Annotated in this window: 28 protein-coding genes; 12 read left to right on the top strand and 16 right to left on the bottom strand. The window is 60.5% G+C overall.

Features of this window, described 5'->3' with window-relative positions; all coding sequences use genetic code 11:
- Nucleotides 1–134: 134 nt before the first annotated feature.
- Nucleotides 135–785 carry a tyrosine-protein phosphatase gene (locus AB9N64_RS17940; protein WP_371359576.1) on the top strand — a complete coding sequence of 217 codons (651 nt, stop codon included), beginning with the start codon at nt 135–137 and terminating at the stop codon, nt 783–785.
- Between the two features lie 35 nt (nt 786–820).
- Here the strand turns inward: AB9N64_RS17940 and AB9N64_RS17935 are convergent, their stop codons facing one another.
- Nucleotides 821–1,096, bottom strand: coding sequence for a YheV family putative zinc ribbon protein (locus AB9N64_RS17935; RefSeq protein ID WP_014716315.1), 276 nt, complete (start codon nt 1,094–1,096; stop codon nt 821–823).
- Entirely contained in the window at nt 1,093–3,144 is a 2,052-nt protein-coding gene (gene prlC, locus AB9N64_RS17930) for an oligopeptidase A (protein ID WP_014716314.1), read from the bottom strand. The genes AB9N64_RS17935 and prlC overlap by 4 nt, the downstream gene beginning before the upstream one ends.
- A 101-nt stretch (nt 3,145–3,245) precedes the next feature.
- Between prlC and AB9N64_RS17925 the strand changes: the two genes are divergently transcribed.
- A complete protein-coding gene (locus AB9N64_RS17925) occupies nt 3,246–3,788 on the top strand; it encodes a gamma carbonic anhydrase family protein (RefSeq protein WP_003187318.1) in 543 nt (180 codons plus the stop codon).
- On the top strand, nt 3,785–4,444 hold the full coding sequence (locus tag AB9N64_RS17920; RefSeq protein WP_014716312.1) for an HAD family hydrolase: 660 nt from the start codon (nt 3,785–3,787) through the stop codon (nt 4,442–4,444). The genes AB9N64_RS17925 and AB9N64_RS17920 overlap by 4 nt, the downstream gene beginning before the upstream one ends.
- Before the next feature lie 95 nt (nt 4,445–4,539).
- Here AB9N64_RS17920 and AB9N64_RS17915 read toward each other — a convergent pair whose 3' ends face one another.
- Complete coding sequence (locus tag AB9N64_RS17915) at nt 4,540–5,583, bottom strand: aminopeptidase (RefSeq protein WP_014716311.1); 1,044 nt, start codon at nt 5,581–5,583, stop codon at nt 4,540–4,542.
- Between the two features lie 110 nt (nt 5,584–5,693).
- Here AB9N64_RS17915 and AB9N64_RS17910 point away from each other — a divergent pair, with 110 nt between their 5' ends.
- The gene (locus AB9N64_RS17910; RefSeq protein ID WP_014716310.1) at nt 5,694–6,116 is read left to right on the top strand and encodes a hypothetical protein; all 423 of its coding nucleotides are present in this window, start codon (nt 5,694–5,696) and stop codon (nt 6,114–6,116) included.
- 1 nt (nt 6,117) lies between these two features.
- On the opposite strand, the gene AB9N64_RS17905 is transcribed toward AB9N64_RS17910, so the two are convergent.
- Together AB9N64_RS17905 and AB9N64_RS17900 are read right to left on the bottom strand one after the other, a co-directional pair.
- Nucleotides 6,118–6,357, bottom strand: a complete 240-nt coding sequence (locus AB9N64_RS17905) for a DUF1161 domain-containing protein (RefSeq protein ID WP_003187312.1) — start codon at nt 6,355–6,357, stop codon at nt 6,118–6,120.
- 212 nt (nt 6,358–6,569) lie between these two features.
- Nucleotides 6,570–7,001, bottom strand: a complete 432-nt coding sequence (locus AB9N64_RS17900) for an OsmC family protein (RefSeq protein ID WP_003187311.1) — start codon at nt 6,999–7,001, stop codon at nt 6,570–6,572.
- A 218-nt stretch (nt 7,002–7,219) separates the two neighbouring features.
- Here AB9N64_RS17900 and AB9N64_RS17895 point away from each other — a divergent pair, with 218 nt between their 5' ends.
- Entirely contained in the window at nt 7,220–8,221 is a 1,002-nt protein-coding gene (locus AB9N64_RS17895) for an LLM class flavin-dependent oxidoreductase (protein WP_014716309.1), read from the top strand.
- 57 nt (nt 8,222–8,278) lie between these two features.
- Here AB9N64_RS17895 and AB9N64_RS17890 read toward each other — a convergent pair whose 3' ends face one another.
- Nucleotides 8,279–8,506 carry a DUF1161 domain-containing protein gene (locus tag AB9N64_RS17890; RefSeq protein WP_014716308.1) on the bottom strand — a complete coding sequence of 76 codons (228 nt, stop codon included), beginning with the start codon at nt 8,504–8,506 and terminating at the stop codon, nt 8,279–8,281.
- Between the two features lie 116 nt (nt 8,507–8,622).
- Entirely contained in the window at nt 8,623–8,838 is a 216-nt protein-coding gene (locus AB9N64_RS17885) for a dodecin (RefSeq protein ID WP_005783406.1), read from the bottom strand.
- A 157-nt stretch (nt 8,839–8,995) separates the two neighbouring features.
- Between AB9N64_RS17885 and AB9N64_RS17880 the strand changes: the two genes are divergently transcribed.
- Nucleotides 8,996–9,322 carry a YqjD family protein gene (locus AB9N64_RS17880; RefSeq protein WP_003187304.1) on the top strand — a complete coding sequence of 109 codons (327 nt, stop codon included), beginning with the start codon at nt 8,996–8,998 and terminating at the stop codon, nt 9,320–9,322.
- 8 nt (nt 9,323–9,330) lie between these two features.
- Here the strand turns inward: AB9N64_RS17880 and AB9N64_RS17875 are convergent, their stop codons facing one another.
- A complete protein-coding gene (locus AB9N64_RS17875) occupies nt 9,331–10,227 on the bottom strand; it encodes a LysR family transcriptional regulator (RefSeq protein ID WP_014716307.1) in 897 nt (298 codons plus the stop codon).
- Nucleotides 10,228–10,335: 108 nt separating this feature from the next.
- Here AB9N64_RS17875 and trpB point away from each other — a divergent pair, with 108 nt between their 5' ends.
- The 3 genes from trpB (at nt 10,336) to AB9N64_RS17860 (ending at nt 14,219) form a co-directional block, all read left to right on the top strand.
- Nucleotides 10,336–11,562 (top strand): tryptophan synthase subunit beta, encoded by a 1,227-nt coding sequence (gene trpB / locus AB9N64_RS17870; RefSeq protein ID WP_014716306.1) that lies wholly within the window; start codon nt 10,336–10,338, stop codon nt 11,560–11,562.
- Nucleotides 11,562–12,371 (top strand): tryptophan synthase subunit alpha, encoded by an 810-nt coding sequence (gene trpA / locus AB9N64_RS17865; protein WP_014716305.1) that lies wholly within the window; start codon nt 11,562–11,564, stop codon nt 12,369–12,371. Before trpB ends, trpA begins: the two co-directional genes overlap by 1 nt.
- 189 nt (nt 12,372–12,560) lie before the next feature.
- Entirely contained in the window at nt 12,561–14,219 is a 1,659-nt protein-coding gene (locus tag AB9N64_RS17860) for a BBE domain-containing protein (RefSeq protein WP_168224392.1), read from the top strand.
- 32 nt (nt 14,220–14,251) lie between these two features.
- On the opposite strand, the gene AB9N64_RS17855 is transcribed toward AB9N64_RS17860, so the two are convergent.
- From AB9N64_RS17855 to AB9N64_RS17830, 6 genes are all read right to left on the bottom strand, one after another.
- Entirely contained in the window at nt 14,252–15,556 is a 1,305-nt protein-coding gene (locus AB9N64_RS17855; RefSeq protein WP_014716303.1) for an MFS transporter, read from the bottom strand.
- A 162-nt stretch (nt 15,557–15,718) separates the two neighbouring features.
- A complete protein-coding gene (dgoD, locus tag AB9N64_RS17850; protein ID WP_003187297.1) occupies nt 15,719–16,867 on the bottom strand; it encodes a galactonate dehydratase in 1,149 nt (382 codons plus the stop codon).
- Between the two features lie 48 nt (nt 16,868–16,915).
- Nucleotides 16,916–17,536: a 2-dehydro-3-deoxy-6-phosphogalactonate aldolase gene (locus tag AB9N64_RS17845; protein WP_014716302.1), complete on the bottom strand. Its 621-nt coding sequence runs from the start codon at nt 17,534–17,536 to the stop codon at nt 16,916–16,918.
- Nucleotide 17,537: 1 nt separating this feature from the next.
- Nucleotides 17,538–18,497 carry a 2-dehydro-3-deoxygalactonokinase gene (locus AB9N64_RS17840; RefSeq protein ID WP_014716301.1) on the bottom strand — a complete coding sequence of 320 codons (960 nt, stop codon included), beginning with the start codon at nt 18,495–18,497 and terminating at the stop codon, nt 17,538–17,540.
- 175 nt (nt 18,498–18,672) lie between these two features.
- A complete protein-coding gene (locus tag AB9N64_RS17835) occupies nt 18,673–18,999 on the bottom strand; it encodes a DOPA 4,5-dioxygenase family protein (protein WP_102665861.1) in 327 nt (108 codons plus the stop codon).
- Nucleotides 19,000–19,029: 30 nt separating this feature from the next.
- Nucleotides 19,030–19,980, bottom strand: coding sequence for a LysR family transcriptional regulator (locus AB9N64_RS17830; protein WP_323556003.1), 951 nt, complete (start codon nt 19,978–19,980; stop codon nt 19,030–19,032).
- A 103-nt stretch (nt 19,981–20,083) separates the two neighbouring features.
- On the opposite strand from AB9N64_RS17830, the gene betC reads away from it, so the two are divergent.
- The 3 genes from betC (at nt 20,084) to AB9N64_RS17815 (ending at nt 24,322) form a co-directional block, all read left to right on the top strand.
- Nucleotides 20,084–21,598 carry a choline-sulfatase gene (betC, locus tag AB9N64_RS17825; protein ID WP_236466485.1) on the top strand — a complete coding sequence of 505 codons (1,515 nt, stop codon included), beginning with the start codon at nt 20,084–20,086 and terminating at the stop codon, nt 21,596–21,598.
- Between the two features lie 18 nt (nt 21,599–21,616).
- Entirely contained in the window at nt 21,617–22,531 is a 915-nt protein-coding gene (gene choX, locus AB9N64_RS17820) for a choline ABC transporter substrate-binding protein (protein ID WP_014716297.1), read from the top strand.
- 222 nt (nt 22,532–22,753) lie between these two features.
- On the top strand, nt 22,754–24,322 hold the full coding sequence (locus tag AB9N64_RS17815; RefSeq protein ID WP_019816916.1) for a SulP family inorganic anion transporter: 1,569 nt from the start codon (nt 22,754–22,756) through the stop codon (nt 24,320–24,322).
- A gap of 127 nt (nt 24,323–24,449) precedes the next feature.
- Here the strand turns inward: AB9N64_RS17815 and aroE are convergent, their stop codons facing one another.
- Nucleotides 24,450–25,268: a shikimate dehydrogenase gene (gene aroE, locus AB9N64_RS17810; protein ID WP_014716295.1), complete on the bottom strand. Its 819-nt coding sequence runs from the start codon at nt 25,266–25,268 to the stop codon at nt 24,450–24,452.
- On the bottom strand, nt 25,268–26,200 hold the full coding sequence (gene hemF / locus AB9N64_RS17805; protein ID WP_014716294.1) for an oxygen-dependent coproporphyrinogen oxidase: 933 nt from the start codon (nt 26,198–26,200) through the stop codon (nt 25,268–25,270). Before hemF ends, aroE begins: the two co-directional genes overlap by 1 nt.
- Between the last annotated feature and the right edge of the window lie 174 nt (nt 26,201–26,374).

Raw genomic sequence — 26,374 nt, 5'->3', positions numbered from 1 at the left:
CGTCAATTCGGCGACAAAAACACCGGATCAGATAGCAAGTATCACGATTCTTTGACGCGAACCTCACGCCTTATTGACCCGCCGTGAGTGAGTCTGTGGCCCATCAACCACTTCCTCGCTCGGTCACAACGTTCATGTTCAACACACGCATACTGCTCGCTCTCGGCCTGGCGCTCATGAGCCTGCTCAACACCGTACAAGCCGATGAGGCTGCGTCGATCCGTTCGCCGGAATGGGCCCAGCCGGTGGGTAACCAATACAACCTGCATCAAATGACACCCACGCTCTATCGCAGTGCATTGCCGGACGAGCGTGCGCTGCCGCTGTTGCACACGCTCAAGATCGCTACGGTCATCAACTTCCTGCCGGAACCTGATGCGCAGTGGCTCCAGTCATCTGATATCAAACAGGTGCAGTTGAGTTATCGCACCAACCACGTCGACGATGCCGACGTGCTGGCGGCGATCAGGGCGATTCAGGCAGCAGAGGTCGATGGCCCGGTGTTGATGCATTGCAAGCACGGCGCCGACCGCACCGGCCTGATGGCAGCGATGTATCGGGTGGTGGTTCAAGGGTGGAGCAAGGAGGACGCGCTGAACGAAATGACCTTGGGCGGCTTTGGCAGCAGCAATGGTTTCAAGGACGGCGTTCGCTACATGATAAAAGCTGATGTCGACAAGTTGCGTACAGCTTTGGCGAATGGGGATTGCAGCACCAGCGCCTTTGCGTTGTGCTCAATGAAAGACTGGATCACCACAACGGGCCAGCAAGAGAAAAAATTGTAGGAGCGAGCTTGCTCGCTCCTACAGTGAGTGCGGTTTTAGTCTTTTTTCAGCTTCGGGTTCGGGAAGAACTGCACTGCCTGCACTTTAGGATCCGCCGGCGCTTTCAACGCGGTGGTATTGACCCTAGTGCCCAATTCCTTGGGCACCGACAGGCCTTGATCATTCAGCGTATCGGTATACCCGCAGGCCACGCATTCGCGGTGCGGCACGCTGTTTTCGGTCCACATCTTCAACTTGTCCGGCTCGCTGCACGCCGGGCAGACCGCCCCGGCGATAAATTGCTTTTTGGTGATCACAGGCCCTTCACTCATGCTGCTGCGTCCTCACTCAGGCCGCTGTGGCGCAAGAGTGCGTCAATCGACGGCGCGCGTCCGCGGAAGTCGACGAACAGCACCATCGGTGCCTGGGAACCGCCACGCGCCAGGATGGCTTCACGGAAGGCACGCCCGGTCTGGGCGTTGAGCACGCCGTCTTCCTCAAACTTGGAGAACGCATCCGCCGACAGCACTTCGGCCCACTTGTAGCTGTAGTAGCCCGCCGCATAACCGCCGGCGAAGATGTGAGCGAAGCTGTTGGGGAAGCGGTTGTAGGCCGGTGGGCGCATGACCGAGACTTCATCGCGCACGCCTTCAAGCACCTGGGCCACACTGCGACCATCGCCATGGGTGGCGTGCAGTTCAAAGTCGAACAGTGAGAACTCCAGCTGACGCACCATCATCAGGCCGGACTGGAAATTTTTCGCCGCGAGCATTTTCTCCAGCAAGTCCTGGGGCAGGGGCTCGCCGGTTTCGTAGTGGCCGGAGATCAGCGCCAGGCCTTCAGGCTCCCAGCACCAGTTCTCCATGAATTGGCTCGGCAGTTCCACCGCGTCCCACGCCACACCGTTGATACCGGATACGCCGGCATGTTCCACGCGGGTGAGCAGGTGATGCAGGCCATGGCCGAATTCGTGGAACAGGGTGGTGACTTCATCGTGGGTCAGCAAGGCAGGCTTGCCGCTGTCGGCCGGAGTGAAGTTGCACACCAGGTTGGCGACGGGGCTTTGCAACACGCCATCAACGGTACGGCGGCGGTCACGGGCGCCATCCATCCAGGCACCGCCACGCTTGTTGGCGCGGGCGTACAGGTCGAAGAAGAAACGTCCGACGTGCTCGCCGTTCTCCTTGATCTCGAACAAGCGCACATCCGGGTGCCAGGTGTCGAAGCCTTTAAGCTCGGCGATCTCGATGCCGTACAGGCGCTGCACAATGGCAAACAGGCCGCCCAGCACTTTGTCGATGGGGAAGTAGGCGCGTAGCGCTTCCTGGGACACGCTGTAGCGCTGCTCACGCAGTTTTTCGCCGTAGAAACCGCTGTCCCAGCTTTGCAGATCGGCGCAGCCTTGCTCGGCGGCATAGGCCTTGAGTTGCTGCAGGTCCTGGGCGGCAAACGGCTTGCTGCGCTTGGCCAGGTCACGCAGGAAGCTGAGCACCTGGTCGCTGGACTCGGCCATCTTGGTGGCCAGGCTCAGCTCGGAGAACGACGCATAACCCAGCAATTGGGCCAGTTCCTGACGCAGGTCGAGGATCTGTTCCATCACCGGGCCGTTATCGTTCTGACCGGCATTCGGGCCTTGGTCCGAGGCACGGGTGCAGTAGGCGGCGTACACCTCTTCACGCAGGGCACGGTCCTGGGCGTAGGTCATGACGGCGTAGTAGCTGGGGAATTCCAAGGTGATCAGCCAGCCGTCGAGGCCCTTGGCCTGAGCGGCGGCGGCCATTTGCGCCTTGGCCGAATCGGTCAGGCCGGCGAGGGTGGCTTCATCGGTGACGTGTTTGGTCCAGGCCTGGGTGGCGTCCAGCAACTGGTTGGAGAATTTGCTGCCCAGCTCGGATAGCTTGCTCTGTACCTCGGCGTAGCGTTTTTGCTGCTCCGGCGGCAAGTCGATACCCGACAGGCGGAAGTCACGCAGGGAGTGCTCCAGAATGGTTTTTTGTGCCACATCGAAACCGGCAGCTTCCGGGCTGTTGGCCAGGGCTTCGAAGGCCTGGAACAGCTCACGGTTCTGGCCCATTTCGGTGGAGTAAGCGCTCAAGGCCGGCAGGCACGCCTCGTAGGCTTCGCGCAGTTCGGCGCTGTTGCACACGGCATTGAGATGGCTGACCGGGCTCCAGGCCGCGCCGAGGCGATCATTGAGTTCATCCATGGCCAGGACCAGGCCGGCCCACGTCGGATTTTTACCCTGGCTTTGCAGGATCTCTGCGATTGCCACGCGGTTGTCGGCGAGGATCTGTTCGATGGCCGGCTGGACGTGCTCGGCACGGATCGCCGAGAACGGCGGCAGGTCGTAGGACTGCAAAAGCGGGTTGTTCGCGCTCACGGTGGGCACCTTGGCTGAAGAAACATGTAGAACAAAGATGGGGCCATCTTAATTACAATCAACACCCACCGCAGCTATCAGCACAACAGAGAGAGGCTATCGTGACCCTTCGCACCTATCAGAACCACACGCCGACCCTCGGCGCCGGGGCGTTTGTCGATATTTCGGCGGTGGTGATCGGCGATGTCGAAATCGGCACTGACAGCTCGGTTTGGCCGCTGACCGTGATTCGCGGCGACATGCACCGCATCCGCATCGGTGCGCGCACCAGCGTGCAAGACGGCTGCGTGCTGCACATCACCCATGCCGGGCCGTTCAATCCGCAGGGTTACCCGTTGCTGATCGGCGACGATGTGACCATCGCCCATAAGGTCATGCTGCATGGCTGCACCGTGGGTAGCCGCGTCCTGATCGGCATGGGCAGTATCGTGATGGATGGCGCCGTGGTTGAAGACGACGTGATCATCGGGGCCGGCAGCCTGGTGCCGCCAGGCAAGAAACTCGACAGCGGTTTTTTGTATGTGGGCAGCCCGGTTAAGCAGGTTCGCGCATTGACTGACAAAGAGCGCGCCTTTTTCACCTACAGCGCGGCGAACTACGTGAAGCTCAAAGACCTGCACCTGGCCGAAGGATTCGATCAATGACCCTGCATCACCCCACCGTCCTGTTCGACCTGGACGGCACCCTCACCGACCCGCGCGAGGGCATCACGCGTTCGATCCAGTACGCCCTGGCCAAGCTGGGCATTGATGAGCCCGACCTGACCAAGCTCGAACACTTCATCGGCCCGCCCTTGTTGCAGGCGTTCATGCAGTTTTACGCCTTCGACGAGGCCAAGGCATGGGAGGCGGTGAATTTCTACCGCGAGCGCTTCAAGGTTACCGGACTGTATGAAAACCGCGTGTTCGACGGGGTCATGCCGTTGTTGGAAGAGTTGAACAGCCAAGGGCGCCAGCTGTACATCGCCACCTCCAAACCGTGGGAATTTGCCCGCGAGATTGCGCGGCATTTCGACTTTGCCAAGCACTTCAAGGTGATCTACGGCAGCGAGTTGGACGGCACGCGTACCAACAAGGTGGAATTGATCGCGCATTTGATGCGTGAGGAACGACTGGACCCGGCCACCACCTTGATGATCGGTGATCGCAAGCATGACCTGATCGGGGCACGCAGTAATGGTCTGGATTCGGTCGCCGTGGGGTATGGGTTTGGTAGTTTTGAAGAGCTGAATGCCGAGGCGCCGACCTGGCATTTCGAGACGTTGGACCAGATGCATCAGGCGTTTTTGCAGCGTCCTTGAGACCGCTTTCGCAGGCAAGCCAGCTCCCACAGTTGACCGCATTCTCATGTTGAAAATCGGTCAATTGTGGGAGCTGGCTTGCCTGCGATAAGGCCCTAACGGCCAACCCTCTCCAACTGCCTCAACGCCGCCTTACGCTGCTCCACCGGCAGCTCACCCAACTTCTCCACCGCCGCATAAAACCTCACCCAATCCCCGCCTTCCCGCGCAAACAACGCCGCAAACGCCGGCACCCATTGGTCATACAACCCAAACGGCAAAAGCCGCGCGTTATTCATCGGCTGGTTGATCCAGGCGTCATAACGCTTGTCACCACCCCATTGGCTATCGCGCAGGTGCCGGTATTCGCTGCGCAACTGCTCGAATTGCGCCGCTTTGGCCCGGCGCATCGCGTCCGCCGCCAACGGCTGCGCGTACAACGCCTCCAGACGTTTGCGGGTATCGAGAATCAGCCGGATAAATTGATCGCGTTGCTTCAACGCCGCATCGCCGACAGGCGCCAGGCCCCGCGCCGCACGCCATTGTCGGGTGCCTTCCTGCTCGACAAAACTGGCATAGGACTCGTTGAACTCGGTGTCGTCTTTCACGTAGAAGCGCTGGTGGGCCAGCTCATGGAAGATCAGCGTGGCGAGGCGCTCATCGCCCCAGCTCATCATCGAACTCATGATCGGGTCGTTGAACCAGCCCAGGGTGGAATAGGCCTCCACGCCACCAATCGACACATCCATGCCCTGCTGCCGCAACAGCGCCGCCTCGCCCCGCGCAGCGCCTTGGTTGTAGTAGCCGCGATAGGCGACGCAACCGGCGATGGGAAAGCAATGGTTCTGTGGTGACAGAGAAAATTCCTGCGTGGCAAAGACATTCCAGACCACATAGGGCCGGCCGATATCGGCATACAGCCGATAACTTTGGTTGTCAGGCAGATGCAGTTGTTCACTGGCAAAGGTTCGGGCTCTCTGCGATTGAGCCAGATGCTCGCGCAGCACTGGCGGGCGAGCAGGGTCGGCGATGACCTCGGCAACCGGCTCCCGGGCCCGCAACAGCTGCCACTGGCCACTCGCCAACTGGCTGTAATAACTGACACTGGAGCAGCCGCTGAGCAGCACAACCATCAGCCCTGGAAGAAAACGCCTGATCATGCCCTGACTGCTCCTGGATGATGGGTTCGCCAGACTATCGCGCTTGCAGGGGATTTTTCCACGGCATGGCGTGTTTATACTCAAGCCTCTCTTCGTGTTGAGTACCTGCCATGCGCCAGCTTGTGCTTCCCCTCGCCGCTGTGTTCCTCAGCGCTTGCGCCTATACCCCCATCCCCCCTGTGGACCCGCAGCAGGCCTGGGTGGATTTCACCACGCCGACACCGGGTTCCAAGTTGGTGATGGCTCAGCGCCTGGACGGGAAAAACCTCGACGACGGGCGCTTTTTTCAAATGCCTCCCGGCCCTCACGAGCTGATGGTGCGCTTTGACTTTGAAGTGCCCGCCGGCGGCGGCCTGGGTGGCCTCAGCCAGATGATGTATCGCACCTGCTTCATGACGCTGCAGTACGACCACTTTCAGGCCGGCCAGCACTATGTGCTGGAAGGGCGATCACTGGCGTTCACGCCCAACATCCGGCTGTACGACTCAACCCGCCAGTTATTGGCCGAAGAGCGCAGCGTGAACTGCATCTGAATCAGTCGTTGTTCTTTTGGTAGATGATGCGCTTGGTGCCGTTTTCGCAAGAACCAACAATCATGGCTTCGTCATGGTTCTTGGCTTCTTCGGCGGTGATGATTTCCAGGGTGTAGGACGGAATCGCCTTGGCCTGGATCTTCACTTCGATTTCTTTCCTGAGCTCTTCACAATCTTTTGGCGCGGCCACGGCCGAAGTGGCCAATACACCGCAGATGATTGCCAAGGCAAAACGTTTCATGTGTGGAGCTCCCTGAATGCGCTGCGCACGAGTGTGCGCCTAGGCTGCATGGGCTATTCGACCACATTTTGCAAACACGAGTTCTAATTTAACGCAGCACCAAAAATGTGAGAGCGGGCTTGCTCGCGAATACGCAGTATCAGGCACCGAAGATATCGGCTGATCCACCGCATTCGCGAGCAAGCCCGCTCCCACATAAGATGACTGCTGTGTCAGTTGACCAGCGTGGCATCCAAGGTGATGGTTGCATTCAGCACCTTGGACACCGGGCACCCTTCCTTGGCCTTTTTGCTCAGTTCATCGAACTGCGCCTGGCTCGCGCCTGGAATTTTGGCCTTCAGGATCAGATGCACTGCTGTAATCGCAAAGCCGCCCTCGACCTGGTCCAGGGTCACTTCGGCCTGGGTGTCGATACTGTCAGCCTTGAGCCCGGCGTCGCCAAGAATCATGGAAAACGCCATGGAGAAACAGCCGGCGTGAGCCGCGCCGATCAATTCTTCAGGGTTGGTACCCTTGCCGCCCTCGAAGCGGGCCTTGAAGCCGTAGGGCGCTTCGCGCAGCACGCCGGTTTCGGTGGAAATGGAGCCCAGGCCAGTCTTCAGGTCACCTTCCCAATGCGCGGATGCCTTTTTAACGATACTCATAGCTTTCTCCTCGAACGGTGGTTTTGCGTCGGTAAGGGTTCTGAGGATAGACGCCGCGGCAAAGTTCACTTGTAAGAAAAACCTAGTGATTAAGTAGGAAATTTGGCGGTTACTATTGAATCTCGGGTATATGCCCTCATTGCATAGGGTATGCACATGCAGCGGCAGGTTTTGGCTCGTTTAAAAAAGCCTGTGCGCCCAATTGGAGAAGCAGGCTTATGAAATCGCTGTCCGACGTAAAATTCTCGACCCTTGACCTCGTGCCCGTGCGCGCCGACGGCAACCCGGCGCAGTCCCTGCGTAATTCCCTGGACCTGGCCCAGCATGTGGAGAAGTTCGGTTACCACCGTTTCTGGGTAGCCGAGCACCACAATATGGACGGTATCGCCAGTTCGGCTACCTCGGTACTGCTCGGTTACCTGGCAGGCGGCACCTCGACCATTCGCGTGGGTTCCGGCGGGGTGATGCTGCCTAACCACGCGCCACTGGTGATCGCCGAGCAGTTCGGCACCCTGGAAAGCCTCTACCCTGGCCGTATCGACCTGGGCCTGGGGCGCGCCCCCGGTTCCGACCAGATGACCGCCCGCGCCCTACGCCGTGAACGCTCCGGCAGTGCCGATGACTTCCCCGAAGATGTGGCCGAGCTGATGGCCTACTTGGGCCCGCGTACGCCCGACCAACGGGTTATCGCGGTACCGGGGACCGGCACCAATGTGCCAGTGTGGCTGCTGGGTTCAAGCCTGTTCAGCGCTCAATTGGCCGGTGAGCGTGGCTTGCCTTACGCCTTCGCCTCCCATTTCGCGCCGCGCCTGATGCACGAAGCAATTCGCGTGTACCGCAATCACTTCAAGCCTTCGGCGGTGCTGGACAAGCCCTACGTGATGCTCGGCATTCCGCTGGTGGCCGCGGACACCGATGAGCAGGCCGATTACCTGGCCACCTCGGTGTACCAGCGTATTCTCGCGTTGATGCGCGGCCAGAGCCTGGTGCAGCGCCCCCCAGTAAAAACCATGGACGGCCTGTGGTTGCCTCACGAAAAAGACGCGGTGGGCAGCTTCCTCGGCCTGGCCATGGTGGGCAGCCCGGCGAAGATTCGCGGCAAGCTGGAGGTGTTGATCGAGCAGACCGGCGCTGATGAGCTGATTTTTACCAGTGACCTGTATGAGCACGCCGACCGGATTCATTCCTACGAGCTGCTCGCACAAGTGATGAAGGGCTGAAATCCAAGCGAAAAAAACCGACGCACTTGCGTCGGTTTTTATGTCCACAACACGAGATTAACCGCGCTTGTAGGCAATTTCCTTGGTGCCACCTTCGCAGGTGCCCACTACTGTGTGGTCACTTGGCGTAGCACCTTTGTCCACCACTTCCAGCGAATACCCCGAAGCACCCTTGGCGTCGATTTTCGCTGCGATTTCGCTTTTCAGCTCTTCACAAGGCTTGCCCGCCGCCATAGCGGTACCCGCAATGCTCAACAACCCTACCGCTAACAGAAACTTCTTCATCCGTTACTTTCCTTGCGCTGATCAAAAAGAGCGTGCCGACGCTCATCGCGTCGGCACCCGTTGTTTGTAGCGCAGGTTATGGCAATCGGCCAGCGGGCAAAGTTCAACTCTGCCGATCAACTACTGGCAATGCGGAATCCCACTTTGAGCGTGACCTGGAAGTGTGCAGCCTTGCCATCCTTGATGTGACCACGGGTTTCGGTCACCTCAAACCATTCCAGATGCTTGATGCTCTTGTTGGCTTCGGCCAGGGCATTGTTGATCGCGTCTTCGATGCTGGTGGTGGAAGAGCCTACCAGTTCGACTTTCTTGTACGTGTGATGATCACTCATGGCGTTTCTCCTTTAGGTCGTCAATCAAGACTAGCAGCGAATGTGCGTACTGCTTCAGGCGACCGTTGGGAGGCGAAAGTTCAGAATTACTGCACTTTCTGAAACCGGCGCAGTCGGTATCTACACACGCCACTCAATCACTTCAGGAGATGTCCACATGGCCAACACTTCTTTACGCAAAGCGTCGCTGGAAAGCATGGAAGCCGAGATTTCGAGCCTGCTCAAATCTCTGGAGAGCCTCAAGGACGACGCGTCCGATGAGTCGCGCAAAACGCTGAAGGCCTTGAAGAGCAATGCCGAGAACGCGCTCAAGCACTCTCGCCATCTGATCAGCGACGCCTACGAAGAAAGCAAAGTCAAAATCCGCGAAACCAGCGCTGCCACCCGTGACTACGCACAAGAGCACCCATGGACGACCGCTGGCGTCGCCGTGGGCGCGCTGGGCCTGCTGGCGGCTTACCTGCTGTGCAAGCGCGGTGACTGATTGACCGGTTACACCGGTTGACGCAACAGCTCAGCCTTGAGCCATTGCGCCAACTGCCCGGCGCGCCCGTCTGCGGCGCGCTTGGGTAGCCACAACGCCAGGTGCGCCGGGGTTTCACTGAACCCCCACGGCGCCACCAGGCGACCCGCTCGCAGGTCCTCTGCCACCAGCGGTTCTGGCGCAATTGCCACTCCCAAGCCGGCAACCGCCGCTTCCAGTAAATAATACAAATGCTCAAACCCCTGGCCGAGCTTCAGCGCACCGGGTTCGATGCCGTGTTGCCGTGCCCAACTGGGCCAGGCTTGCGGCCTTGACGTGGTGTGAAGCAAGGGTTGCTCCAGCAGTTCCGACGCTGGGGCCTGACGCAGGTGTTCAAAACCGGCGAAGCGGGGGCTCAAGACCGGGCCGATACGCTCGCTGGCCAATTCATACACTTGCATGTCCGCCGGCCAAGGCGGCTCAGCGAATACCAGCAGGGCATCCAGCCCCGGACGGCGCGGGTCCAGATCGCCTTCGCCCGCCGACAGGTGCAGGCGTAAATCCGGCAAGTCGGCATTCAACCGCCCCAGCCGAGGGATAAACCAACGCGCCAGCAAGCTGCCTGAACAGCCAAGAACGAAGGGCGCATCAGCGCCGCGTTGGGTGAGTTCGGCGCACACGTCGCGCAACCGCTCAAAAGCCTCGCTGCTGGCATCTCGTAGCCTGACGCCAGCATCTGTGAGTTTAAGGCCGCGTCCATCCTTGACGAACAGGCTCACGCCCAAATGCTCCTCCAGTACTTTCAACTGCCGGCTGACCGCACCGTGGGTCACGTGCAATAGCTGTGCAGCCTGGCTGACGCTGTTAAGGCGAGCAGTGGCTTCAAAAGCGCGCAGGGCATTGAGGGGAGGGAGGTTGCGGCTCATCTGTGAGTTTTCCTGACAGGTTACGGCGATCTTATCGGTTTTCAGGCCAAGGCGTCACGAGTAGAGTGACCGTCATTGCCTTTAAACACATTTTTCCTGGAGCGTCCCATGACTCAGTCCCAGACCGATCTACGCAACGGCCCCGACGCCAACGGCCTGTTCGGTGCGTTCGGCGGCCGCTACGTCGCTGAAACCCTGATGCCGTTGATTCTCGACTTGGCCCGTGAATACGAAGCGGCGAAGGTAGATCCGGCGTTTAACGAAGAATTGGCCTACTTTCAGCGCGATTATGTCGGACGCCCAAGCCCGCTGTACTTTGCCGAACGCCTCACCGAGTTCTGCGGCGGCGCCAAGATCTACCTCAAGCGCGAAGAGCTCAACCACACCGGCGCGCACAAGATCAACAACTGCATCGGCCAGATCCTGCTGGCCCGGCGCATGGGCAAGAAACGCATCATCGCCGAGACCGGCGCCGGCATGCACGGCGTGGCCACCGCAACTGTGGCGGCGCGCTTTGGCCTGCAATGCGTGATCTACATGGGCACCACCGACATCGAGCGCCAGCAGGCCAACGTGTTTCGCATGAAGCTGCTGGGCGCCGAGGTCATCCCCGTGGTCGCCGGCACCGGCACCCTCAAAGACGCCATGAACGAAGCCCTGCGCGACTGGGTCACCAACGTCGACAGCACCTTCTACCTGATCGGCACCGTGGCCGGCCCACACCCATACCCGGCGATGGTGCGCGACTTCCAGGCCGTGATCGGCAAGGAAACCCGCACCCAGCTGCAAGCCCAGGAAGGCCGCCTGCCGGACAGCCTGGTGGCGTGCATCGGCGGCGGTTCCAACGCCATGGGCCTGTTCCACCCGTTCCTGGATGACACCAGCGTCGAGATCATCGGCGTTGAAGCCGCAGGCCATGGCATCGAAACCGGCAAGCACGCCGCCAGCCTCAACGGCGGCGTCCCGGGCGTGCTGCACGGCAATCGCACCTTCCTGCTGCAGGACGACGACGGCCAGATCATCGACGCCCACTCGATTTCCGCAGGCCTGGACTACCCCGGCATCGGCCCGGAACACGCCTGGTTGCATGACATTGGCCGCGTCCAATACACCTCGGTAACGGACGACGAAGCCCTGGAAGCCTTCCACAAATGCTGCCGCCTGGAAGGGATCATTCCTGCCCTGGAAAGCGCCCACGCCCTGGCTGAAGTATTCAAGCGCGCGCCAAACTTGCCCAAGGATCATCTGATGGTGGTCAATCTCTCGGGCCGTGGCGACAAAGACATGCAGACCGTGATGCACCATATGGAACAGTCCAAGCAGGAGAAACACTGATGAGCCGCCTGCAAACGCGCTTTGCGCAACTTAAAGAACAAAACCGCGCCGCCCTGGTGACCTTCGTCACCGCTGGCGACCCCGGCTATGACACCTCGCTGGCGATCCTCAAGGGCTTGCCGGCCGCTGGCGCCGACGTGATCGAACTGGGCATGCCCTTCACCGACCCGATGGCCGACGGCCCGGCCATTCAACTGGCCAATATCCGCGCGCTGGCCGCCAAACAGAACCTGTTGAAAACCCTGCAGATGGTTCGCGAGTTCCGCCAGGACAACAACGACACGCCGCTGGTGTTGATGGGCTATTTCAACCCGATCCATAAATATGGCGTGTCGCAGTTCATTGCCGATGCCAAGGCAGCTGGCGTCGACGGCCTGATCGTGGTGGACATGCCCCCCGAGCACAACGGCGAGCTGTGCGACCCGGCCCAGGCCGCAGGCATCGACTTTATCCGCCTGACCACGCCGACCACCGATGATGTGCGCCTGCCTACTGTGCTCAATGGCAGCTCCGGGTTTGTGTATTACGTGTCGGTCGCCGGTGTTACCGGGGCGGGCGCCGCCACTCTGGAACACGTCGAAGAAGCCGTGACCCGCCTGCGCCGTCATACCGACCTGCCGATCAGCATCGGCTTTGGTATCCGCACACCGGACCAGGCAGCGGCCATCGCACGCCTGGCAGACGGGGTGGTAGTGGGTTCGGCGCTGATCGATCACATCGCCACGGCCAAGAACGACCAGCAAGCCATTGATGGCGTATTGACCCTGTGCGCGGCGCTGTCGGAAGGTGTTCGCAACGCACGCAAGTAAACTGCACGGCGCAACAACCGCAGCTCATACGCTAGGCTTCAAAGGAGGTGGGCATGTCGCCCACCTCCTTTTTTATCGCACTTCGTGCCCTTTGCCGTCTAACCACCTTCGCAAGCCCTGCAGTCCTTGCCCCTCGGTCGTTAAGTTAGCCGCATCAGAAGTCATTCTTGTCTCTTTAAGGAGTACATCATGGCATTTGATCTCGTCACGGTTTCAGACCGTCGTCACTCAGCCCTACAAAAAGGCTTCAACCTGCGCTGGCCCTTGGGAAACGTGCAGGGCCAGTCGTCGAACAAGGGCGCCAATCTGATTTACCTGTGCCGCAGCCCGCAAGACATCATGGACGCCGCCGCCCAGGCATTGACCCTGCCCAATGGGCGCATCACCGTACGCAGCGGCGGTCATTGCTACGAAGGGTTTGTCGCCAACAAGATGCCCGACAGCCCGCATGAGGTGCTATCGATCCTGGATATCAGCGCGCTGAACCGAGTGGTCTACGATGCCAGCGGCCAGATCGGTTCCGAGCTGAATCCCACGCAGCCCTTTCGCTACCGCTTTCGCCTCGAGGCCGGCAGCCAGGCCTGGGACAGCTATAGCACGTTGTACAAGCAAGCCAACAAGACCCTGCCCGGCGGGTCATGTTACTCAGTGGGCCTGGGCGGGCACATTTGTGGTGGCGGCTACGGGCTGCTGTCGCGCAAGTATGGACTGGTGTGTGACTGGCTCAGCGGGGTCGATATCCTGGTGCCTGACAGCCAAGGCAAAGGGCTCGAACCGCGCCATGTCAGCCGGGACAGCACGCAACAGGACGAATTGGACCTGTTCGCCGCGTGCTGCGGTGCGGGGGGTGGGCAATTCGGCATTATCACCAGCTATTACTTCGAAGACCTGCCACCGGCCCCCAAAGAAGTACTGTGGCTGGTGTTGGAATGGGATTGGTCAGTACTGACCCAGGATGCACTGAACAATCTGCTGGCGGCTTACCAGCTATGGTTTGCCAGCCATCAGAACAACCCGGACACCTGGGGCCTGGCGACCAAACTGGAAATGCGCCACGAGCACACAGGCAATATCACCCTGGGCATCCATTATGTGGACAAGGAGGGTGAGCTGAACGACCTTGCGCCCTTCGATGATTTTGTCGACAAGATGCTCACGGCCATCGGCTTACCTGCCACCGAGTCGCTGGTGCCGTTTCATGTGGTCCATTTGCCGCCTGGCACAGCCGGCGGGCGCCCCATCGACTCAGTGTCATCCGCCCAGGCTGCGGCGCGGCGCCTGGATTGGCTGGCGTGCCAGCAAACATTGAATGGTTCGGGAGACAATCAGCGTGGGCGCTACAAATCGGCCTATCAGAAAGGTGGATTCAGCCCTCACGTATTAGAGGCCATCTGGCGGGCCTTGACCTGGCCAGACCCAGACAACCACCTGACACAAAGCCTGATCCAGATCCAGTCCTTCGGCGGCCAGATCAACGCCGCCAGTGCGCCCGTACGCAAGGAGTCGTCGGCCGCCCAGCGTTCGTCCTTCCTCAAGTGGCAACCCCAATGTTACTGGCACGGCGACAGCGCCGCTGCGGACCAAGTCCATGCTGACTGGATCCGGGGGCTGTACTTCAACGCGTTTGCCGACGCTCAAGGCGTGCCGCTCAACGATGCGTTCGAAGGCTGCTACATCAATTATCCCGACCTCGACATGACTTACAAAGGAGGTAACCCGGCCAACGGCAAAAACCCCCAGTGGTACAAAATCTTCTTTCCCGATCTGATGATCGAAAGCCGCTTGCGCCGTACCAAGCAGCGCTGGGACCCGCACAATATATTTCGCAACGAGATGTCGGTGCCGTAGAACAAAAAAAGGCGACCCGAAGGTCGCCCTTTTTACAGCTCGATCCGCTCGACTTTGCCGACCAGCAATATGTAGGAAAGCGCACCGAGCAACGCCAAGACCGCGATATAGGTGATGGCCGGCGCAAACGATGAGCCACTGGCCAGAAAGCCAATCACGATAGGTGTGGCAATCGCCGCCAGGTTGCCAATGAAGTTGAACACCCCGCCGGTCAGCCCCAGCAGACGGGCAGGCGCCAAGGTCGACACCAACGACCAGGTGATCGACGCCAGGCCATTGCCGAAAAACGCCACCGCCAGAAACGCGATGACCCACCCCGTCGATTCCACGTAGTTGGCCCCGATGATCGCCGTGGAAATCAGCAGCCCGCTGATGATCGGTAACTTGCGCGCAAAGCCCACTGACGCCCCACGCCGAATCAGCCAATCGGAAAACACCCCCGAACACAGCACGCCCACAAACGCGGCCAGGAACGGCAAGGAGGCCAGCAAGCCAGACTGGATAAAGTCCATGCCGCGATATTTCACCAGGTACGTCGGGAACCAGGTCAGGAAGAACCACAGCGTGGAGTTCAGGCAAAACTGGCCCAGGTAGATGCCCCACAGCTTGCGCTTGCTCAGCACGATGCCGAGGTCGGTCCAACTGAAGGGTGCCTTGACGGTTTTAGCCTGTATGTCCACCAGCCCGCCACCGTCGCGGATCAGTTGGACTTCGGCTTCGTTGACGCCTTTGAAATCCTTGGGCTCGCGATACACCGCATACCAGATCGCCCCCCACAGGATGCCGATGCCACCGGTTACCACAAACACCATGTGCCAGCCGTACTGGTGCTGCAGCCACGCCAACACCGGGGTGAGGAACGCCAGGCCGACGAATTGCCCGGAGGTATAGACGCCGATAGCCGTGGCGCGCTCACGCTCGGGAAACCAGGTGGTGACCACACGGCTGTTGATGGGATAGGCCGGTGCCTCCAACGCGCCCACGGCCATGCGCAGCACAAACAGCGCGATAAAGCTGGCGGCGAAACCGAGCATCACGGTGGCAATCGACCACAGCAGCAGGGCGGCCGTGTAGAGAATGCGCGGCGGCACTCGATCTACCAGCCAGCCACCCGGGATTTGCATGGCCGCGTACGTCCAGCCGAAGGCAGAGAAAATCAGCCCGACTTGCACCGGGTCGATCCCCAGCTCGCTGGTCAGCGCGGGCGCGGCAATCGACAGGTTGCTACGGTCGAGATAGTTGATGACCACGGTGATGAACAGCAGCACCATGATGAAAAAGCGCTTTCTGCTGGGCGTGACTAAAGAAGCCTGCCCGGTGAGGGATTCAGGGTGCATGGGGGGTGCCTCTTTTTATATTTGTTGAGGAAGGAACGCGCTCAATGTGGGAGCTGGCTTGCCTGCGATGGCGGCATGACTGGCACCACTGCAGTGACTGGCCCACCGCCATCGCAGGCAAGCCAGCTCCCACATTTTTAGCGCGTTTCAATCAAGTGGAAATCACCACTCGGCAAAGCTGCCATCGGCATGGCGCCAGATCGGATTGCGCCAGCGATGGCCGATGGCCGCGCGCTCAACCACATACTCCTCGTTGATCTCAATGCCCAACCCCGGGCCGTTGGGGATCTTCACAAAGCCCTGGTCATAGTCGAATACGCCTGGATCACGCACATAGTCGAGCAGATCGTTGCTTTCGTTGTAGTGAATACCCAGGCTCTGCTCCTGGATAAACGCGTTGTAGCAAACCGCATCCAATTGCAGGCATGCCGCCAAGGCAATCGGGCCCAGCGGGCAGTGCAGGGCCAGGGCCACGTCGTAGGCTTCGGCCATGTTGGCGATCTTGCGGGTTTCGGTAATCCCACCGGCGTGGGAGGCGTCCGGCTGAATGATGTCGACGTAGCCTTCGCTGAGCACCCGCTTGAAATCCCAGCGCGAGAACAGGCGCTCGCCCAGGGCGATCGGCGTACTGGTCAGCGGCGCCAGTTCTTTCAGCGCTTCGTAGTTTTCGCTCAGCACGGGCTCTTCAATGAACATCAGTTTGTATGGGTCGAGCTCTTTCATCAGCACCTTGGCCATCGGCTTGTGCACGCGGCCATGGAAGTCGACGCCGATACCCACGTTAGGGCCGACCGCATCGCGCACGGCAGCGACGTTGGCCAGGGCCAGGTCGACTTTTTCGAAGCTGTCGACGAACTGCAATTCTTCGGTGCCGTTCATTTTTACCGCCGTGAAGCCACGCGCTACGGCCTCTTTGGCAGCACGGGCGGTGTCGGCGGGGCGGTCACCGCCGATCCATGAGTACACGCGAATCTTGTCACGCACCTGGCCGCCCAGCAGATCGCTGACCGACACACCGAGGGCTTTGCCCTTGATGTCCCACAACGCTTGGTCGATACCGGCGAGGGCGCTCATGTGCACCGCGCCGCCTCGGTAGAAGCCGCCGCGATAGAGCACGGTCCAGATATCTTCGATATTGCGTGGGTCTTTGCCGATCAGGTAGTCGGACAGTTCTTCCACAGCGGCGGCCACCGTGTGAGCGCGGCCCTCGACCACCGGCTCGCCCCAGCCGGTCACACCCTGGTCGGTTTCGACCTTGAGGAAGCACCAGCGCGGCGGAACGATAAAGGTCGTCAGTTTGGTAATTTTCATCTCTTGTCTCTCTTATAGATGCAGCGCCTGTGGGCGCGGAATATGCTCTCAGCCGAGGGCTTTCCAGGCGGCGACATAAGCCTGGGCACGGCTCGCAACCTGATCCACTGTCATGCCCGGCTTGAACAGCCCGGAACCCAATCCGAAGCCCTTGGCGCCGGCGTCGGTAAACACCTGCATGTTGTCCGGGGTGATGCCGCCCACCGGCAGCAGCAATGTGCCCGCCGGCAATACCGCCAGCCATGCCTTGATCACTGAAGGGCCCATCTGCTCGGCCGGGAACAGCTTCAACACATCGGCGCCTTCGGCCAGTGCGGCAAAGGCCTCCGTAGGCGTGGCTACCCCAGGCGACAAGTACAGGCCCGCCGCTTTAGCGGCACGCAGCACCTTGGCATCGCTGTGGGGCATGACGATCACCTGGCCTCCGGCGGCCTTGACCTGTTCGACCTGCTCAGGCGTCAACACCGTGCCGGCACCGATCAGGCAATCGGCGGGCAAGCTGTCGCGCAGGATGCGGATGCTGGTGTAAGGGTCTGGCGAGTTGAGCGGCACTTCGATCACGCGAAACCCCGCGTCGTACAGCACTTGGCCGACCGCCTGGGCTTCGTCGGGGCGTAGGCCGCGCAGGATGGCGATCAAACCGTTTTGTGCGAGTGCTTGCTTGAGCATGTCAGGCCTCCAGTACAGGTCGAATGAGCCCGGCGGCTTGCGCCAGTTGCCACAGGCCACGCTCGGTGGCTTCTTGCGCCAGGCTGACGTGGGCAAATCCGCAAAGGGCGAGGGCGCGTTGATAGCGGGCGCAAAGTGCAGCAGCGCCGACCAGGATGATCGGCTGATGTTTGGCCGAATCTGGCAAGCCGGCGAGCTCATGGCCGATGAGCAGGCCAGACAGGTAATCGGGTTGCTGGTCGGGCGCCAGCTGCGCGGTCAGCCCAAGGGTACGGGCACTGAACAGGGTCGAAAGTACGCCACGCTGACCATCGTTGGACAGCGCCACGCGCACGCCTCGATCAAACGCCTCGGCCTGGAACTGCTCGCTTGCTTGTTGGGTACGCCCCAGGATGCTGTGCTTGCTCAACACCGCAAACACTTCGCCAGTCATGAAGGTATCGAAATGGGTAATGCGGCCTTCCACCACCTCGACCCACTTGGAATGGCTGCCGGGCAGGCCGATCAACACCTGGGGCCCTAGCCCTTGCAGTACGCCGAGCACTTGGGTTTCTTCGCCACGCATGACATTGGGCAGACCCACTTGCTCGATCACCCCCGGCACGATATGCACCTGCACCCCACGCAGGCTGCGTATGCCATGCAATGCCTGGCCGAGACTGGCGACATCCACGGGCGTGCTGCGATAGGCCGCCTCGCTCCAACCCTGTGCGCTGCCGACCATGCCGCAAGCGATCACCGGCAGCTCGGGCTGGGCATCAAGCCAATCGCCACAGGCGCTATCGAACGCCAGTTCAAAGCCGTCAGTGCACAGCACACCGGCTATTTCCCGGGGCTCTGTGGGCAAATGCATGATGCCCCAGGCTTGCGAGCGCTGTTCCAGCACAACCCCCGCGGGGCCGAGTTTGTAAGCACGAAGGGAGCTGGTCCCCCAATCGAGCGCGATCAATTGCGCCTGCATCGCTTCACCTGAAATGAGTGGGTGCTGAAAAAAGCAGATGGGCGAATATAAACCTAGGGCGCGGAATATCTCAATATATAAATATCAATCCCATATAATGAGACAAGACAAGATTAATCCTACAACTCATCCTGTTTTTACTTAGGGAAAGACGCGGGATTATCGGGTAGGAAGGCTAAAAAATAGACAGGTCCAGTTCGCGCATCGCACCCATCCAGATGGCGTAATCGGTGTGGTCCTTGAGCTCGTCACCGGTTTCAGGGTGCAGGAACACCACCAGACCATTGCGATGCAGCGCCAGCCACGGCAACACCACGCCGATATATTCCGGCTCGAACGCCAACTGGCAACTCCAATCCGGGTGCGGGCCCACGGGCCGCTCGTGCACGCGGCCCATGCGCAGCGGGAACAACTTGGCGGCGTCTTCACAGAGCGTGCGCGCCTGCTCGATCGTGCTGGCATCGAAGTAGATATGGGCGTGGTAGCCCTTGATACGTTGCATGGCAGACTCCGGTTCCACTGTGCGCCGATCCTAGACCGCAATCGACGGCAGGGCCAGCCCGGTCAACGACTGCGCACTGCTGGCCTGTTCCGCCACCAGCCACTCGACAAATCGGTCCACCAACTGCCCACGGCGTTTGCGCTGGGGCTGCACCACGTAATAGCCCAAGCGCGAGATCACCGTGGAGCTGATCGGCCGGCACAGCCAATTCTGCTCCAGCAGGTTATCCACCAGGTGGCGCCAGCCGATGGCGACGCCCTGGCCGGCAATCGCGGCCTGGATCAGCAAGGTGTAGTTGTCAAAGCGCAATTGCCCAGGGGTCGGCGCAGCCGTGATACCCAATTCACGGAACACGCCATTCCAGTCGAACCACTGGCTGTTGTTTTCCTGGCGCAGGTGCAGCAACGGGCAGTCTTGCAAGGTCTGCACCGTCAGGGGCGCGACCTGCTCCTTGAGCCACTGCGGGCTGCACACCGGGAACACTTCCTCATTGAACAACCACAGGCTTTCGCCCTGCTTGAAACGGCCATCGCCAAACAGCACCGCCACATCAATATCGCTGCGCAGCGTGGCGTGGTTGCGCTCACTGGTGACCAGGCTGACATCCACCTGCGGGTTGGCCTGGTGAAAGCGATGCAGGCGTGGCATCAGCCAATAGGCGGCGAAGGCAAAGTCGGTGGCGACTTGCAGCACTTCATGCTGGCTTTGTTGAGTGATGGCGCCGAGGCCCTGATTGATGTTCTGCAGGCCGCCTTGCACATGCTCGAACAGCAGGGCACCGGCGTCGGTCAGTTCGATGCCGCGGTAAATGCGATCAAACAGGCGGATCGCCAGTTGCTCTTCAAGGCGTTTGATTTGCTGGCTGACCGCCGGTTGGGTGGTACCCAGCTCCATCGCAGCCGCGGTGAAACTGCGATGACGCGCCGCCGCCTCAAAGGCGCGCAGCAAATCGAGAGAGAGGTCACCCAGCGCTTCATACATAAGCTCAACTTATCCTAGTCATTGCTGCGCATGGGCTTTACCCCATAATTTAAGGACCGCATGCTCATTGGCATAAACACTGCCTATGGAATGCCGAGAAACCATGAAGCGCAAGAACATTCTTTTCATCATGGCCGATCAGATGGCCGCGCCGATGCTGCCGTTCTACGGGCCTTCCCCGATCAAGCTGCCCAACCTCAGCCGCCTGGCGGCACAAGGCGTGGTGTTCGAAGCCGCCTATTGCAACAGCCCGTTGTGCGCACCATCGCGCTTCACCTTGGTCAGCGGCCAGTTGCCGAGCAAGATCGGCGCCTACGACAACGCCGCCGATTTCCCCGCCGACGTGCCGACCTATGCCCACTACTTGCGCCGCCTGGGCTACCGCACCGCACTGTCGGGCAAGATGCACTTCTGCGGCCCCGACCAGTTGCACGGCTATGAGGAACGCCTGACCAGCGACATCTATCCCGCCGACTACGGCTGGGCGGTGAACTGGGATGAGCCAGACGTACGCCCTACCTGGTATCACAACATGTCCTCGGTGCTGCAAGCCGGTCCGTGTGTACGCACCAACCAGCTGGATTTCGACGAAGAGGTGGTGTTCAAGGCCCAGCAATATCTGTTCGACCACATCCGCGAGCCGGGCGACCAGCCGTTCTGCCTGACCGTGTCGATGACTCATCCCCACGACCCTTACACCATTCCCAAGCCGTTCTGGGACCTCTACGCCGACACCGAGATCCCAATGCCCGCGATGCCGCCCCAGGCCGACCTCGACCCGCATTCCCAGCGGCTGCTCAAGGTTTATGACTTGTGGGACAAACCGTTGCCTGTGGATAAAATTCGCGACGCCCGCCGCGCCTACTTCGGTGCCTGCAGCTACATCGACAGCAACGTCGGCAAGCTGCTGCAGACCCTGGAAGACACCGGCCTGGCCGACGACACCCTGATCATTTTCTCTGGCGACCACGGCGACATGCTTGGTGAGCGCGGCCTCTGGTACAAAATGCACTGGTTTGAAATGGCCGCCCGCGTGCCGCTGCTGATCAGTGCGCCGGGGCAGTTCGCCGCTGGCCGCGTCGCCCAGGCCGTGTCGACCGCCGACTTGTTGCCGACCCTGGTGGAATTGGCCGGCGGCGAACTGGATCCGCACTTGCCGCTGGACGGCCGCTCGCTGGTCGCGCACTTGCAGGGGCAGGGCGGGCATGACGAAGTGTTTGGCGAATACATGGCCGAAGGCACCGTCAGCCCATTGATGATGATTCGCCGGGGCGCCTACAAATTCATCTACAGCGAGGACGATCCTTGCCTATTGTTCGATGTGCATAACGACCCGAGCGAGCAGGAAAACCTCAGCCAGTCAGCTGAACATCGGCCATTGTTCGAGGCGTTCTTGCGTGAAGCGCGGGCTAAATGGGACATCCCGGCGATCCATCAACAGGTGCTCGCCAGCCAACGCCGTCGCCGCCTGGTGTTTGAAGCGCTGACCCAAGGCAAGCTCAAGAGCTGGGATCACCAGCCACTGGTAGACGCCAGTCAGCAGTACATGCGCAACCATATCGACCTTGATGACCTGGAGCGCAAAGCACGTTTTCCACAACCCTGCCAAAACCAATAAGTAGACAGAGGGAAGGCCATGCAAAAGTTGACCGTGGTACTGAGTTTGGTGGTGCTCAGCAGCGCCCAGGTGTACGCAGACACTCGCTGCGAAACGGTAAAGATGGCCGATCCAGGCTGGAGCGATATTGCCGCCACCAACGCTATCACCAGTTTCCTGCTGACGGGCATGGGCTATCAACCCAAGGTCGACACCCTGGCGGTGCCGATTACCTTCGGCGGGCTCAAGGACGGCCAGGTGGATGTCTTCCTCGGCAACTGGATGCCGGCGCAGCAGGGCTTCTACGACAAGTTCGTGGCCAACGGCGATGTGGTGCAACTGGCGAAGAACCTGGAGGGCACCGAGTTCACCCTCGCCGTGCCGGACTATGTGTGGGACGCCGGGGTGCATGACTTTGCCGACCTGAACACATTTGCCGACAAGTTCGACAAGAAGATCTACGGCATCGGCTCCGGCGCACCAGCCAATATCTCGTTGCAGGAGATCATCAAGAAAAATGATTTCGACCTGGGGCAGTGGAAGCTGATCGAGTCCAGCGAACAGGCGATGCTCGCAGAGGTCTCGCGAGCGGTGAAGAAACAGCGTTTCATCACCTTTCTCGGCTGGACCCCGCACCCGATGAACGTGCAACTGAAAATGCGCTACCTCAAGGGCGGCGAGCAGTACTTTGGTGCCACCGGCAGCGTCTATACCTTGACTCGCAAGGGTTACGCACAAGCGTGCCCCAATGTCGGCAAACTGCTGACCAACCTGAGTTTTACCCAGGCCATGGAGAACAGCATCATGGCTGACGTGGCGAACAACAAGGTCAGCAATGCGCAGGCGGCGAAGACGTGGATCAAGGCCAACCCGGCGGTCCTGGACCAGTGGCTGGAGGGGGTGAAAACCCTGGACGGCCAGGAGGCGTTGCCGGCGGTAAAAGCCAAACTCTGACGTTAAAATCGGACGCAGAGCGTCCCGAGCAGCATTCCCACGCAGAGCGTGGGAACGATCAACTCTGACGCTTGCCGGCGACCCCGTGGGAGCTGGCTTGCCTGCGATAGCATCACCCCGGTATGCCTCTCACACCGAGGCGCCAGCATCGCAGGCAAGCCAGCTCCCACAGGTACCCATGCATATTGATACTCTTGCCAAAACCCTTTATCCGAGCCTGCGATGCCCCGGCCCAACCGCCATACACTCTTGCCTTTCCTGCGCTGGCTGCCGCGCCAAACCCGCGCCAGCGTCGGCCGGGACGCGATCGTCGGCCTCAGCGGCGCTGTGCTTGCGCTGCCGCAGTCGATTGCCTACGCACTGATCGCCGGTCTCCCACCCGAATATGGGCTCTACGCAGCCATCATCCCAGTATTGATCGCCTGCCTGTGGGGCTCGTCCTGGCACCTGATCTGCGGGCCCACGGCCGCCATCTCCATCGTGCTTTACGCCAGCATCAGCCCACTGGCCGTGCCAGGCTCCCAGGACTACATCACCCTCATCCTGTTGCTGACCTTCCTCGCCGGGGTATTCCAATGGTTGCTCGGCCTGCTGCGCTTCGGCGCGTTGGTGAACTTTGTCTCCCATTCGGTGGTGCTGGGTTTCACCCTGGGTGCCGCCGTAGTGATCGCCTTGGGGCAATTGCCCAACCTGCTCGGCTTGGATTTACCGAGCCAGGCCACGGCTATCAATGGCCTGCTGGCGCTGATCGACCATCGTGGCGAGTGGGACCACGCGTCCCTGGCCCTGGGGCTGGGTACATTGCTGGCAGGTATGCTGCTCAAGTACCTGGTGCCACGTTGGCCGACATTGTTGATCGCCTTGGTGTTGGGCAGCCTGGCGGCATGGCTGTTGCCGGCGATGTTCGGGCATGTGGCACGGGTCAGTTCGTTTATTGGCAAACTGCCGCCGTTCAGCCCGTTGCCGATGGATCTGGATCTGGTACTACGCCTGCTGCCCAGTGCCGTGGCGGTGGGAATGCTGGGGTTGGTGACCAGCCTGTCGATTGCCCGTTCGCTGTCCGCCCGCTCGCAACAACTGCTCGACGCCAACCAGGAAGTACGCGCCCAGGGTTTATCCAACATCGTGGGCGGATTTTTTTCCGGATACCTGTCAGCCGGATCGTTCACCCGCTCGGGCCTCAGTTATGAGGCGGGTGCCTGTTCGCCATTGGCGGGGGTTTTTTCGGCCCTGTGGGTGGCGTTATTCGCGTTATTTGGCGCAGCGTTGATTGCGCATATTCCGATCCCGAGCATGGCGGCGAGCATCCTGCTGATCTGCTGGGGCCTGGTGGACCACCGCGGCATTCGTGCGCTGTTCCGGGTCAGCCGCGCCGAATTTGTGGTGATGAGCCTGACCTGTGTCGCCACCTTGTTGCTGGAGCTGCAAACGGCGATCTATGCCGGGGTGCTGGCGTCGCTGTTTTTCTACCTCAAACGCACCTCGCAGCCACGGGTGCAACACTGGCGCGACGGTGAAGCGGATGTGTTGCGGGTGGGCGGCTCGATCTTTTTTGGCGCCAGCCATTACCTGCAAGTGCGCCTGCAACGTCTGCAGGGTGAGCGGGTGGTGATCGAGGCGCAGCAGATCAACTTTATCGACTATTCCGGGGTGGAGATGCTGCACCAGGAGGCGCGGCGGTTGGCGGGGTTGGGCCGTAGCTTGACGTTGCGTGGGGCCAGGCCGCAGGTGGTCGAGGAATTGATGAAGCTGGAGGGGCCGGATAACTGCCCCCTCCATTTCGAAGATTAAACCCGATCAACTGTGGGAGCTGGCTTGCCTGCGATAGCGGTGGATCAGCCAGCACATGGGTAACTGACCTATTGCTATCGCAGGCAAGCCAGCTCCCACATTAAGTGTGCCACATCAGCGTGTGGAATCAGGCCAATTGCCGGCGCAGTTCGGCCAGTACGGGGCCCGAATCCGGACGCACGCCGCGCCACAGCAAGAAGGCTTCCGCCGCTTGCTCCACCAGCATGCCCAGGCCATCCATCGCCACCGCCGCGCCTTGCTCGCTCGCCCAGCGGCAGAATGCGGTGGGTTCCTTGGCGTACATCATGTCGTAGCAGAAGGTCTTGCCCGGCTCGATCAGACTGCCGGCAATCGGCGGTACATCGCCTGACAGGCTGGCCGACGTGGCATTGATGATCACGTCCACCGGCTCACGCAACCAGTCGAAACCACTGGCAGACACCGGGCCCAGGTCATCGAACAGCTCAGCCAGCCGCTCGGCCTTTTCCACGGTGCGGTTGGCGATGATCAACGACGAGGGTTGCTGCGCCAGCAACGGCTCCAGCGCACCGCGTACCGCGCCACCGGCGCCCAACAACAGAATGCGTTTGCCTTGCAGGCTCAGCCCGGCATTGACCGTCAAGTCGCGCACCAGGCCCGCGCCGTCGGTGTTGTCGCCCAACAACGTGCCGTCAGCCAGTTTGCTCAAGGTGTTCACGGCGCCGGCGCGCTGGGCACGTTCGGTCAGGGTATTGGCCAAGCGATAGGCCTCTTCCTTGAACGGCACGGTCACGTTGGCGCCACGGCCCTGTTGGAAAAACTCACGGGCACAGGCGGTGAAGTCCTCCAACGGCGCGAGCATCGTGCTGTAGTCCAGTTGCTCGCCGGTCTGGGCGGCGAACAGACGATGAATCAGCGGCGACTTGCTATGGCCGATGGGGTTGCCGAACACCACATAACGGTCCATCACACCGCCGCCTTGGGCGCGGCAACGCCGAGCCAGTCACGGTCTTGCAGGAAGTAGTCGGTGAGGCGCGCCTCTTCGCTGCCGGCTTCGGCCTTCCAGTCGTAGCTCCAGCGTACCTGAGGTGGCAGCGACATCAGGATCGACTCCGTACGCCCGCCCGATTGCAGGCCGAACAGGGTGCCCCGGTCATAGACCAGGTTGAACTCAACGTAGCGGCCCCGGCGGAACTCCTGGAACTGGCGTTGTTGCTCGGTGTACGCCATGGCCTTGCGACGCTGCACAATCGGCAGATAGGCATCGATGTAGGCATCGCCGATGGCGCGGATGAAGGCGAAGCAGGTGTCAAAGCCCCACTCGTTCAAGTCATCGAAGAACAGCCCACCGATGCCACGGGGCTCGTTGCGGTGCTTGATGTGGAAGTAGGTGTCACACCAGGCCTTGTAGCGGGAGTACACGTCCGGGCCAAACGGTGCACAGGCCTGCTCGGCCACGCGGTGCCAGTGAATGCAGTCTTCTTCATTGCCGTAATACGGGGTGAGATCGAAGCCACCACCGAACCACCACACCGGTTCTTCGCCTTCTTTTTCAGCGATGAAAAACCGCACATTGGCGTGGGAAGTCGGTACATGAGGGTTATGCGGATGGATCACCAGTGACACACCCAGGGCCTCAAACCCACGGCCCGCCAGTTCAGGGCGATGGGCACTGGCAGACGGTGGCAGACCGCTGCCGAACACGTGGGAAAAGTTGACACCGCCTTTTTCGATCACCGAACCGTTTTCCATCACACGGGTACGACCGCCACCGCCGGCTGGCCGGGTCCAGGCGTCTTCGATAAAGCGAGTGTCCGTCTCGAAGGTTTCCAGGGCGCTGCAAATGCGGTCTTGCAGGTCAAGCAGGTAGGCTTTAACGGCCTCGGTGCGGGTAGTCATGGCATCACCTTGAATCGGGCAAAGCTACGCGAGGCCCATGGGGCGTCGGCGGCAAATGGGCGCACAGGATACCACTGCGCCTACATGCCACTGCACTTAGGTGCACAGCAGTTGACGAGGATCAAGCTTAGGAGTCCGATAGGGGGCTACGCAGATTCGAACCCAAGGAGAAGT

This window comes from Pseudomonas sp. KT_2_4 (assembly GCF_041410225.1).
In the GTDB taxonomy this organism is placed as follows: Bacteria; Pseudomonadota; Gammaproteobacteria; order Pseudomonadales; family Pseudomonadaceae; genus Aquipseudomonas; species Aquipseudomonas paracarnis.
This window is presented reverse-complemented; position numbering and strand designations above follow the sequence as displayed.